11 protein-coding genes are annotated in these 11,831 nt (G+C 60.9%); 8 read left to right on the forward strand and 3 right to left on the reverse strand.

All coding sequences use genetic code 11. The features are described 5' to 3' along the window. Positions 1 to 7: 7 nt before the first annotated feature. The 3 genes from ADN01_RS02275 to radC form a co-directional block, all read right to left on the reverse strand. The gene (locus tag ADN01_RS02275) at positions 8 to 1,006 is read right to left on the reverse strand and encodes a GDP-mannose 4,6-dehydratase (protein WP_062417542.1); all 999 of its coding nucleotides are present in this window, start codon (positions 1,004 to 1,006) and stop codon (positions 8 to 10) included. Between the two features lie 11 nt (positions 1,007 to 1,017). After that, positions 1,018 to 2,649 carry a sugar transferase gene (locus ADN01_RS02280; RefSeq protein WP_062417541.1) on the reverse strand — a complete coding sequence of 544 codons (1,632 nt, stop codon included), beginning with the start codon at positions 2,647 to 2,649 and terminating at the stop codon, positions 1,018 to 1,020. Between the two features lie 400 nt (positions 2,650 to 3,049). Beyond that, positions 3,050 to 3,754: a RadC family protein gene (gene radC / locus ADN01_RS02285; RefSeq protein ID WP_062417540.1), complete on the reverse strand. Its 705-nt coding sequence runs from the start codon at positions 3,752 to 3,754 to the stop codon at positions 3,050 to 3,052. Positions 3,755 to 4,588: 834 nt separating this feature from the next. Here radC and ADN01_RS02290 point away from each other — a divergent pair. From ADN01_RS02290 to ADN01_RS02325, 8 genes are all read left to right on the forward strand, one after another. Further along, positions 4,589 to 5,128 (forward strand): zinc ribbon domain-containing protein, encoded by a 540-nt coding sequence (locus ADN01_RS02290; RefSeq protein WP_062417539.1) that lies wholly within the window; start codon positions 4,589 to 4,591, stop codon positions 5,126 to 5,128. Between the two features lie 16 nt (positions 5,129 to 5,144). Next, the gene (locus ADN01_RS02295; RefSeq protein WP_062417538.1) at positions 5,145 to 6,002 is read left to right on the forward strand and encodes a PfkB family carbohydrate kinase; all 858 of its coding nucleotides are present in this window, start codon (positions 5,145 to 5,147) and stop codon (positions 6,000 to 6,002) included. A gap of 3 nt (positions 6,003 to 6,005) precedes the next feature. Next, the gene (locus tag ADN01_RS02300) at positions 6,006 to 6,815 is read left to right on the forward strand and encodes a ParA family protein (RefSeq protein ID WP_062417537.1); all 810 of its coding nucleotides are present in this window, start codon (positions 6,006 to 6,008) and stop codon (positions 6,813 to 6,815) included. Positions 6,816 to 6,818: 3 nt separating this feature from the next. Beyond that, positions 6,819 to 7,664: a ParB/RepB/Spo0J family partition protein gene (locus ADN01_RS02305; protein ID WP_062417536.1), complete on the forward strand. Its 846-nt coding sequence runs from the start codon at positions 6,819 to 6,821 to the stop codon at positions 7,662 to 7,664. Positions 7,665 to 7,668: 4 nt separating this feature from the next. Next, positions 7,669 to 9,252: an amidohydrolase gene (locus ADN01_RS02310; RefSeq protein WP_062417535.1), complete on the forward strand. Its 1,584-nt coding sequence runs from the start codon at positions 7,669 to 7,671 to the stop codon at positions 9,250 to 9,252. Between the two features lie 27 nt (positions 9,253 to 9,279). After that, positions 9,280 to 10,308 carry a sensor histidine kinase gene (locus ADN01_RS02315; RefSeq protein ID WP_062417534.1) on the forward strand — a complete coding sequence of 343 codons (1,029 nt, stop codon included), beginning with the start codon at positions 9,280 to 9,282 and terminating at the stop codon, positions 10,306 to 10,308. A gap of 48 nt (positions 10,309 to 10,356) precedes the next feature. Beyond that, positions 10,357 to 11,595 (forward strand): GAF domain-containing sensor histidine kinase, encoded by a 1,239-nt coding sequence (locus ADN01_RS02320; protein ID WP_160318363.1) that lies wholly within the window; start codon positions 10,357 to 10,359, stop codon positions 11,593 to 11,595. Beyond that, positions 11,592 to 11,831, forward strand: a 240-nt coding sequence (locus ADN01_RS02325; protein ID WP_152973996.1) for a response regulator, incomplete at its 3' end; no start/stop codon positions are given. The genes ADN01_RS02320 and ADN01_RS02325, both read left to right, overlap by 4 nt.

Genomic DNA, 11,831 nt, shown 5'->3' on the forward strand with positions numbered 1-11,831 from the left:
TTCCCCTCTAAAACTCGTACACGCCCGGGCGATATAAGCTTTGGTGCTGCCGGATCCATTCCACGGTCTGCTCCAGACCAGCCTCCAGGCTCACCTCAGGCTGCCAATGCAGGCGCTGGCGCGCTTTTTCATTGTTGGAGAGCAGCCGCAGCACCTCAGAATTTTCAGGCCGCAGGCGCTGATCATCCACGCGCACACGCACATCCCGCCCCACAATCTTCAAGATGCGCTCCAGCAGCTCGCGGATGGTCACTTCCTGGCCGGTTCCCAGGTTAAACGTCTCACCCTCCACCTGTTCAGCCTGCGCTGCGCACAGGAAACCGCGCACCGTGTCGCTGACAAAGGTAAAATCGCGGCGCGTGTCCAGGTTGCCCAGGTGAATTTCATCCAGCGCCAGGGCCTGGGTGATGATGGTGGGGATGACCGCGCGGGCCGATTGGCGCGGGCCGTAGGTGTTAAACGGGCGCACGGTGACCACCGGCAGCTGAAAAGCGCAGTAAAAGCTCTCCGCCATCTTATCCGCCCCAATTTTGCTGGCGGAATAGGGCGACTGGCCCTGCAAGGGGTGATCTTCGTCAATGGGAACGCGCAGCGCCGTGCCGTACACTTCACTGGTGGAGGTGTGCAGCACCCGCCCCACACCGCATTCGCGGCTGGCCGTCAGCACGTTGAGCGTCCCCATCCAGTTCACCTCGGCCACCTCGCGCGGGTGCACGTAAGAATAGGGGATGGAAATCAGCGCGCCCAGGTGAAACACCAGATCGCAGCCGCGCACCGCCTGAGTCACCGCATCGGCGTCGCGGATATCGCCAAAAATAATCTCCATCTCGCGCAGAACGCGCTCATCCGCCAAGCGCAACAGCCCCGGGTCGCGGCGCGAATTGTAGCGCACAAAGGCGCGCACCGCCGCCCCACTCTGGGCCAGGGTTTCCGTCAGTTGGCTGCCGATGAAGCCGCCTGCCCCCGTTACCAGCACTTTTTTTCCATTCCAAAACGAATTCGTCATGGGCTACCTTGTCAGCTCTGTGTTTCATCCTGGGCGGTGGTCAAACGGTTCATCTCGGAGAGGCGCTCGCGCAGATGATCCCATTTTCCATCCTCCGCCAGTTGGTTAAGTTCATGAATCCAGCCCGTGTTCACATCGTGCCCGTTCTTTTTGGCGGGCGTGTCTTGGGGCGCAGCGGCTTGCACGGGCACAGCCGGGCGCAGCAGCCCATCCATCAGCGGGCGCAGGGCATCCGGCATGCACACCACCCGCGCCGGGGTGCTGCGGCAAATGGTCAGAATCCGTTCGCGCTCCGTGACGGAGATGTTGTCAATGGTAAAGAAGACCACGTTCACCCGGTACTGGTCCACCAGTTCAGGGATGCGCTCGCTGGTGCCCAAAACGCGGTAGCGCTCCATCTGCATCCCCAATTTGCGCGGGTCGTCATCCACCATCCCCACCACCTCAAACGACCCGTTAAAGTAGCCGTGCCCAAACAGCCAGGCTGCCAGGGCGCCGTTCTCACCCGCGCCCACCACCAGTACACGCTCGCCCACCGCCCGCACCCCCCCGCGCAGGTTCAGCCAGCGGGTGGCCAAGCCGGTGATCAGGCGGTCGCGGTAGCGCGCCGCGGTAAACCCGGCCACGGCAAATAAGGCCGCCATCACCTGCAAGGCTCCCGGCAGGCGCAGCTCAAAAATCCGGTTGAATCCGTACATCAAGACGAAGGCCAGACCGGTGGAAAAAGACAGCGTAAACACTTCGCTGGCCGCGGCGCGCGACCATTCCACCCGCGCCAGTCCCAACATCCAGTTGGAGATGCTGAACAAACACGCAAAAGCCAGGGCGATGCCGGCGGCGCGGGCCAGGCCGATATCCAGCGGGCCAGCCGTGCGCCAGATGACCCCGGCCAGGCCCAAAGCTGCAAAGGCAATGACTGAATCGACTACCAACCAGGCCACGTAGCGGTTGAAAATCCGCGAAATCGGCCCCCAATACAGCAGATGCCGCGGGATGGGCTGCGTTTTGGCCATCGGCAGCAGCACCACCAGGGTCCAAAAGATCACATCCAGATCGGAAAGGATGGTGCGGTTGCGCAAATACACCGCGTCCAGGCGCAGCTTGGCGGGCAGCACGTGTTGGTAGTAGTCTTCCATCAAGGTGGCGCTGCTCAGCATTTTTTCTTCATCGCGGTACACTACCGAAGCCGGGCTGGTTACCCCGGGGCGGGTGCGCAGCAGCTTGTGACGCATGTCTTCCGGCCAGGATTGGATGATCAGCGGGTCTTCGGGGCGAGGCCCCACCAGGCTCATATCCCCCACGAGCACATTCCAGAGCTGCGGCAGCTCATTCAACTTGGTGTTGCGCAGCCAGGCCCCAAAGGGCGTCACGCGCGCATCCCCCTGCCCAGTCAGGCGCGCGCCCTGATAGCTTTCGGGCCGTTCATACATGGTGCGGAATTTCAAAATGTGAAAAGATCTGCCGTCTTTCCCCACCCGCGGGCCGTGATAAAACAGCGGACCGGGAGAATCGCGCCGCAGGAGCACGGCCACCCACAGGAATAGGGGTGAGAGCAGCAGCAAACCAAAAAAACCGGCCAAAATGTCCAAAGCCCGGCGAAAAAATGAATCGAGATTATGATTGATAGAAGCGCTGCTTAACATTGGCGTTATTCCGGCCGCTCGTGCGGCTGAACCTTAATTTTGGAATGCATCCCTGCGGAGGGATGCCGGTGAAAGGCGAGAATACGCTCATCCTATATCATACACTTTTTGAAAGGTAATTTATACGATTTTTGCACCCCGGCGAACTGAAAACCCATGCTGGCGCTCAGTCCACTTGAGAATGCAAACCTGTCCCCCTTGGTGCGGCTCTTTTCAGCCTGGTCTGCCAACCGGAACGAGGTTCCAGTTATTCATTATAAGAACTACCACCTGCACTGCACTCCGATTTATTGTAGCACAAGTCACTTATCTGTCAATCTGGCAATATTGCGTTCACATCGTGTTTTCAAAATTGCAAGATTAAAATCTTTTCAACCATTCTGGGCCTCCGCGGCTGACCTTAGCTAAAGCCCAGATTTTTCTCTTTCATCGAAACAAAACGGCCCTGCCCCACCACCAGATGATCCAGCACCTCCACATCCAGCAATTTGCCCGCCTGCACCGCCGCGCGCGTCAGGTTCACATCCTCAGGGCTGGGGGATGGGTCGCCGGAGGGATGATTGTGGATCAATAATATGGAAGCAGCGTTCATTTGCAGCGCCTTGCGAAACAGCTCACCCACCCGCACCATCGAGGCGTTCAGCGAGCCTTTATACAGGTGTTCGGTGTGCAGCAGCTGGTTGCGGGTGTCCAACTGCATGACCCACAGCTCTTCCTGGCTGAGCGCGCTCATCTCATACATCACCAAATCCGCCGCATCGCGCGGACTGTGGATCACCGGGCGGTCGGCGCGATCCGCCGATTTCAGGCGGCGCCCCAGTTCAATCGCCGCCTGAATTTGGGCCGCTTTGGCCGGGCCCACCCCGCGCTGGGCGCTCACCTGCTCAAAGCTGGCGCGCTGCAAACCGCTCAGGCCGCCGAAGTGCAGCAGCAGGCGCTGGCCCATCTGCACGGCGTTTTCCCCCGGCAGGCCGGTGCGCAGCAGGATCGCCAGCAATTCTGCGTTGCTGAGGGCCTGCGCGCCCACCTCCGCCAGGCGTTCCCGCGGCCGGTCGGTGGACGCCAGGTCGGTGATGCGGTAGTTTGTTGAAGTTTCTTTGTTCAAACGCCCCTCCTGCGGTGTATAAAAATGAAGTAGAGGCGTGTCTGAGACGCGCCCACTTCGACCGGAAACCCGCCGGTTTCGCCCTCAAAAGGCGAGGGCAAGCAGTGACCTGTGCGTAGGATGTCATCGCGAAGTCCCCGTTCTTTGGGGACTGCGGCGATCTCTACCTCAGCACGTCCTCTCCCTGCGGGGCAGAGACTGCTTCGCCCCCCCAAAAGCGGGGGTCTCGCAGTGACCTGTGCGTAGGATGTCATCGCGAAGTCCCCGTTCTTTGGGGACTGCGGCGATCTCTACCTCAGCACGTCCTCTCCCTGCGGGGTAGAGACTGCTTCGCCCCCCAAAAGCGGGGGTCTCGCAGTGACAGGTGCGTAGGATGTCATCGCGAAGTCCCCGTTCTTTGGGGACTGCGGCCATCTCTACCTCAGCACGTCCTCTCCCTGCGGGGCAGAGACTGCTTCGCCCCCCAAAAAGCGGGGGTCTCGCAGTGACAGGTGCGTAGGATGTCATCGCGAAGTCCCCGTTCTTTGGGGACTGCGGCGATCTCTACCTCGGCACGTCCTTTCCCTGCGGGGTAGAGACTGCTTCGACCGGAAACCCGCCGGTCTCGCAGTGACATGTGTATAGACGTCCGGTGCGTTCGATGAACCCGAACGGCACCCTACCACTACCGGAAACCCACGGCCTCGCTAAATAATGAACGAAAACTCCCTATTACTATAGACAACCTTCGCATTTTCATCAAGCCAGCCCCCGCCACCAATCTCCAAAGCCGCGGCCCTTTACCAGCATTCCCCTCCAGCATCCATGCTATAATTTCCACATTGGAGATTCCGTATGGCCTTCGATCCAACCACCCTCAGCAGCACCGTGCTCATCGCCACCGCCTTTGGGGCCGCCTTCCTGGCTGCTCTGTGGCTCAGCCTGATCTTCTGGACCTACCGCGACGTGCGCGGGCGTTCCCGCGATCCCCTGCTGCGCATCCTGGCCACCCTGGTGGTGGCGGTGCTTTTCCTGCCGGGGGTGCTGGTGTACCTCATCCTGCGCCCGCCCCAACGCCTGGAAGATGAGTATCAAAGCGCATTGGAAGAAGAAGCTCTGCTGCAATCCATTGAAGATAACCCCCTCTGCCCTGGCTGCGGGCGGCGCATCGCCGCCGATTGGGTGGTGTGCCCCAACTGCCATACGCGCCTGAAGAAGCCCTGCCACCAGTGCGGACGACTCATGGAACTCCCCTGGAATTTGTGCCCCTACTGCGGCACGGCCGCCCCCGGCATGCGCCGTGACAACCTGACCCTGGATGAAGCCCTGCGCGGCCTGCCCTCGGACGCCAACGAAACCGCAGCGTCCGGCGAGCCGGAAAACCCTTATTCATAGACGAAAAAGAGATTTCATGACCGAACTTCTGCCCATTGAACCCATAGACTACCTGATTATTGGTCACCTGACTCAAGATTTGACCCCCTCTGGCCCCATGCTAGGGGGCACTGCCTCCTACGCTTCTCTCACCGCGCGCGCCCTGGGGCTGCGTGTGGGCATCGTCACCGCCATCTCCGCCGACCTGACCCTGCCCGAACTGGCGGGCATCCCCATCTTCGGCATCCGCGGGGATCACACCTCCACCTTCGAAAACATCTACACCCCCGAAGGCCGCATCCAAATCGTCCATCAGGTGGCCCCCAGCCTGGACCTCAGCCTGGTGCCCGAGACCTGGCGCAGCGCCCCCATCGTCCACCTGGGTCCCATCGCCCACGAGGTAGACCCCAACCTGGCGCGCTCTTTTCCAAAATCCAACGTGTGCCTCACCCCGCAAGGCTGGTTCCGCTCCTGGGATGAGAGCGGCCGGGTGCATTTTACCGAATGGCCCGAAGCCGACTTCGTCCTGCGTCCTGCGGCTGCTGCTGTACTCAGCATTGAAGACATCCAGCACAACGAACTGGTGATCGAAGAAATGCTGGCCTCCATCCGCGTTCTGGTGGTCACCGAAGGGGCTGCCGGATGCCGCGTGTATTGGAACGGCGACCTGCGCCGCTTCCGCGCCCCTGAAAAAGAAGAGGTAGACGCCACCGGCGCCGGGGATATCTTCGCCGCCGCCTTTTTCTACCGCTTCAGCACCACGCGCGACCCGTGGGAGGCTGCCCGCTTTGCTACCCTTCTGGCGTCGCAGTCCGTCACCCGCCGCGGTCTGGCCAGCATCCCCACCTATGCAGAGGTGCAGGCGGGGCTGGTGGAAATTTTACCCAAGGCCTAATCCATGACGCGTATCTACACCCTCGTCAATCAAAAAGGTGGGGTCGGCAAAACCACCTCCGCCATCAACCTGGGCGCTTACCTGGGCTATTACGGCCAGCGCGTGCTGCTGATTGATCTCGACCCGCAAGCCAACGCCACCTTGTCATTGGGTGTTGATAAAACTGCCGACAAAAAGGGCATGCGCGGAACCTACGAAGTGCTCATCGGCGCGGCCCCCATCGGGCAAAACGTGCTGCACAACCCGCGTTTCAAGATTTCCCTGCTGCCCTCCTCGCCTGCTCTGGCCGGGGCCGAAGTGGAACTGCCCAACCTGCCTGATCAGGGTCTGCGCCTGCGCAGCGCCCTGGAACTGGTCAGCGACCGCTACGACTACGTGCTGATTGACTGCCCCCCTTCGCTGGGCGTGCTCACCGTCAACGGACTGGCTGCCGCTCGCGACGGGGTCATCATCCCCGTGCAGTGTGAATTCCTGGCCCTGGAAGGACTGGGGCAAATCACCGCCACCATCAACCGTGTGCGCGTCTCGCTGCACCCTGAGCTCACTGTGCGCGGCGTGGTGTTAACCATGTTCGACGGCCGCACACGCCTGGCCGTGGATGTGGTCAACGAAGTTCGCCGCCATTTCCCCAACAAAGTCTTCCAATCCATCATCCCGCGCAGCATTCGCCTGGCGGAAGCCCCCTCCTTTGGGCAGCCCATCTCTACCTACGCCCCCGAATCTTCCGCGGCCCGTGCGTATGCAGCCCTGGCGCGCGAAATCCTGGAACAGGACGGCATTCACATTCCCGATTTACCCGAACAGGGAGATTAACGCATGGCTCATAAAGGCGGACTTGGTAAAGGTTTAGATGCGCTCATCCCCAGCGAACCTTCGCGCAGCGCGGGCAGCGCCCTCTATGTGCCCCTGGACCGCATTCAGCCCAACCCTCACCAGCCCCGTCTGAGCATGGCCGAGGATGAGCTGCAGGAATTGGCCGATTCCATTCGCGAACACGGCATCCTTCAGCCCCTCCTGGTGGCCCAAAACGAGAACGGCTACACCCTCATCGCCGGTGAACGGCGCTGGCGGGCGGCGGCTCGCGCCGGTTTAGATACCGTGCCCGTCATCGTGCGCCAGGCCACCCCCCAGGAAATGTTGGAATTGGCGCTGATTGAAAATGTGCAGCGCGCCGACCTCTCCCCCCTGGAAACCGCCGAGGCCTACCGCCAGCTGAGCGCCGATTTTGGCCTGACCCATGAGGAAATTGGCCTCAAGGTCGGCAAACACCGCACCACCGTCACCAACACCCTGCGTCTGTTAGACCTGTCCGATCACGCTCGCCAGGCGCTGATTGACCAGCGCATCAGCGAAGGACACGCCCGCGCCCTGCTGGCGCTCAGCAGCCCCCAGGCCCAGGCCGCCGCGCTGGATAGCGTGCTGGCGCACAGCCTGTCCGTGCGGCAGACCGAACAGTTGGTGGCGCGCCTGCAAGGCGAAAAGCCCGCCCCCAAACCCGCGCCGCCGGTCTCGCCGGAGGTCGCCGCGGTGGAAGAACGCCTGCGCTCCGCCCTGGGAACCCGCGTGGTTCTGCAGCACGGCAAAAAAGGCGGGCGGGTGGTCATTCATTACTTCTCCAATGAAGAGTTGGAATCCCTCATCAGCCGTCTCACCAAGGAGTAAAACCATGCGCCTGCTCTACAACGCCCGAATTTACACCCAGGATGCCCGCCGTCCGCTGGTTTCCGCTCTGGCCATTGACCGCGGTGTGGTGGCAGCCGCGGGCAGCGACGATGAAATCCTCCACCTGGCCCAGGCCGGGGATCAAAAAGAAGATATGGGTGGGGCTGTGATTTGGCCGGGGCTGACCGACGCTCACCTCCATCTGGAATATTACTCCCTGGGGCTGACGCGCGTGGACTGCGAAACCTCCACCCGGTCCGAATGTCTGCGCCGTGTGGCCGAACGCGCCGGTCAAATCCCAGCGGGCGAATGGGTTTTGGGACACGGCTGGAACCAGAACGAATGGACTGAGGGCTTTGGCGACGGGCGCGATTTAGACCGCGCCGCCCCCCATCACCCCGTGCACCTCACCTCCAAATCGGTCCACGCCAGTTGGGCCAATGCGTTGGCCCTGCAGGCCGCGGGCATCACCGCCAACACCCCCGACCCGCAAGGCGGGCGCATCGAACGCGACGCGCACGGCCAGCCCACCGGCTTTCTCTTTGAATCGGCCATGGAACTGGTGGAAAAGATCATCCCCATGCCCAGCGTTCAGCTCCTCAGCGAGGCCATCGAGCGCGCCCAGCAGAACCTGTGGGGCATGGGCCTCACCGGTGTGCACGATTTCGACCGCGCCCGCTCTTTCGGCGCGCTGCAAATCCTCAACGCCGAAAAACGCCTGAAACTGCGCGTGGTCAAGAGCATCCCCTTGGAAAGCCTGCAGGAGGCCGCTGCGGTGGGTCTGCGCGGCGGGTTTGGCAACGACTTCCTGTGGATTGGCTCGGTCAAGCTGTTTGCCGACGGCGCCCTGGGCCCCCACACCGCCGCCATGCTTCAGCCGTACGAGAACGATCCCGACAACACCGGCATGCTCTTCCTGGACGCTGAGCAGTTCTTTGAATACGGACAGCAGGCCGCCCAGGCAGGTTTGGGCCTGGCCATCCATGCCATCGGCGACCGCGCCAATCACGAAGTGCTGGAAGCCTATCAGCAGCTGCGCGCCTATGAAGCCGCCAACCATCTGCCTGCTCTGCGCCACCGCATTGAACACGTGCAGAACCTGCACCCCATGGATCAAAAACGCCTGGCAGAGATGAACGTCATCGCCTCCATGCAGCCCATCCACGCCACTTCCGACATGTTCGCCGCCGATCAATATTGGGGGCCGCGCGCCGCCAACGCCTACGTGTTTAAAACCCTGCTCGATTCCGGCGCGACCCTGGCTTTCGGCTCCGACGCGCCGGTGGAAGTGCCCAATCCCTTCATCGGCATCCACGCCGCCGTCACCCGTCAGCGGCCCAACGGCCAGCCGGACGCCCAGGGTTGGTACCCTCAGCAGCGCCTCAGCCTGCAGGAAGCCCTCAATGCTTACACCCTCGGCCCGGCCTTTGCTGCGGGGCGCGAACATTTCCTGGGCAAACTGGCCAGCGGATATGCCGCGGATTTGATCGTGCTCAAAACCGACCCCTTCCAAATGGATCCCACGGCCCTTCATGCCGTTTTACCGCAAGCCACGATGGTGGCTGGCGAATGGGTCTGGCACGCCTAAGCGTCCAATCTGCAAGGAGAGATGGGAATGTCGAAATCGCCCAAACTCACTCCCGAAATCCTGACCACCCGCCTGGGAGATTACCTCGTTGAAAAGAAACTGCTCAGCAGCGAGGACCTGGAGCGCGCTCTGGCCTATCAGGCTGAACTGCGAAAAACCAATCAGGCCGCCCCGCTCCTGGGTCAAATTTTGGACGAAATGGGGCTGGTGGATCGGGCTTTGTTGGACGAAGCCATCACCGAGCAGATTCTGGCCCTCAAGAACGCCCTCACCGACGCCAACCAGCGACTGGAACAGCGCGTCCGCGAGCGCACCGCCGAGTTGGAACAGGCCCTGCGCAAATTATCCGAGCTAAACCAGCTCAAATCGGAATTTGTGGACAATATCTCCCACGAGCTGCGCACCCCCCTCACCCACCTGAAAGGCTACCTGGAGCTGCTCATCAACGCGGATCTGGGCCCCATCAACGCCGCCCAAACCCAGGCGCTGGAAGTCATGCAGCGTTCTGGAGACCGGCTGGAACGGCTGATTGAGGACATGATCCAGTTTTCCACCCTGGAACGCGGTGATATCCAGCTGCGCGTGCATGATTTCTCCGTGCTGCACCTGTGCCTGAACCAGGTCAGCCGTTCGCAGGCCAAAGCCAAGGCGCATCAGGTGGAATTGGTGATGAACCCGCCCGCCATGCTCACCGATGTGCGCGGCGATGAGGAGAAAATTTCCTGGGTGATCTTGCAGCTGCTAGATAACGCCATCAAGTTCACCCCGCCCGGCGGCAAAGTGACCCTGGGCCTGGAGCAGGAGAGCAAATTTGTGCGCGTGTCGGTGGCCGACACCGGCATCGGCATCCCCCAGGACCGTGTGGAAGAAATTTTTGAACCTTTCCACCAGTTAGACGGCTCGTCCACCCGCCGCTACGCGGGCACGGGCCTGGGGCTGGCTCTGGTGCGCCGCATCCTCGAAGCCCACGGCTCCATCATCCATGTGACGTCAAAGGTCGGCGAAGGCAGCCGTTTTGAATTCTTACTGCCCACACCCGAGATCGAGCAAGATTGAGCGCCGTCTGAGTTGAAACACGAGGGAGGAACAAGGCGGATGGAAAAAATGACCAAAACACCAACCTGCAGCGACCCGGAACAGCTATTTGGCATCAGCCGGGTTGTCATTCAGGCCCCCGATTGGAAAACCGCCTTCGACCGCATCGCTCAACAGGTTCGCAACTGCTTTATTTTCGATAATATCGCCGTCTACCTTTCCAATGAGCCGGATCCAGGCCTGGATGTGCTCTTTGCCCGCGCGGTGGGCCGCGGACGCGCCGCCGCCGCCGAACTTTCGTGGGGCGAGGCCATCGCCAACCGCGTTTTGGAAGAACATCAATACATCCTCCAGGAGCCCCCGCCCGACAGCCCCGAGGACCGCCTGCAAAGACCTTATCTCCTGGCTTTCCCGCTGCGCGTCGGCGAAAAATACCTGGGAGCGTTGGTCTTCATCCGCTTTGGCGGGCCGGCCTTCGTGCAGGAAGATGTGGCCCTGGCCGAATTCATCGCCAATCAGGTAGCCCTGCTGGTGGAACGCCAAAAATTGCAGCAGGAATACCGCATGCTGCAAGACCGCCACCAGCAGGCCCTGCTGCAAGAAGACTTCGTCTCCACCATCACCCACGAAATTCGCAACCCCCTGGGCTTCATCAAAGGCTACACCACCACCCTGCTGCGCTCAGATACCTCCTGGGATGCCGAAACCCAGCGCGAATTTCTGGAGATCATTGACCGCGAAACCGACCACCTGCAGGAGCTGATTGAAAACCTGCTGGATTCCGCCCGGCTGCAGGCCGGACTGCTGGATCTGAAATTTCAGCCTGTGCGCCTGGACGCCCTCATCAACGACATCATTCTGCGCGCCCACCTGCATTATCCAGAGACCAAAGTCCGTCTCGAAGATCACAGCCAGGGCCAACCCATTCAGGCCAACCCCCGCCGCCTTGCACAAGTATTTGAAAACTTGATCAGTAATGCTGTAAAATATGCACCAGGATCCGATATTTTAATCCGTTTGGATGAGGAGCCTGAAACGATATGGATTCGCGTCCAGGACTTTGGCCCTGGCATTGACCCTGAATACACGATGTATTTATTCAATCGTTTCTTCCGCGTGCCCAACCAGCCCCCCAACGTGCGCGGCTCCGGACTGGGGCTGTACATTTGCAAACAAATCATCACCGCCCATGCCGGGAGCATCACCGTAGAATCAGAACTGAATCAGGGCACGACCTTTAAGATCGGGCTGCCGCGGGCGACAAATAGCCCCTCCGCAGCCCAGAACCAGGAAAGGGAAGGGAAATGACACTCATTCTGGCTGTGGATGATGAAACCCTCTACCAGCACTTACTGAAAGTCAACCTGGAAAAAGAAGGCTATGAAGTCATCACCGCTTCGAATGGTGAAGACGCCCTGGAACTGGTGGCCAGCCGCGGCCCAGACCTCCTGATCCTGGATATCATGATGCCCCGCCTGGACGGCCTCAGCACCTGCGAGCGCGTCCGGCAGTTTTCCAATATTCCCATCATCATGCTCACCGCC

This window comes from Levilinea saccharolytica (assembly GCF_001306035.1).
Classification (GTDB): domain Bacteria; phylum Chloroflexota; class Anaerolineae; order Anaerolineales; family Anaerolineaceae; genus Levilinea; species Levilinea saccharolytica.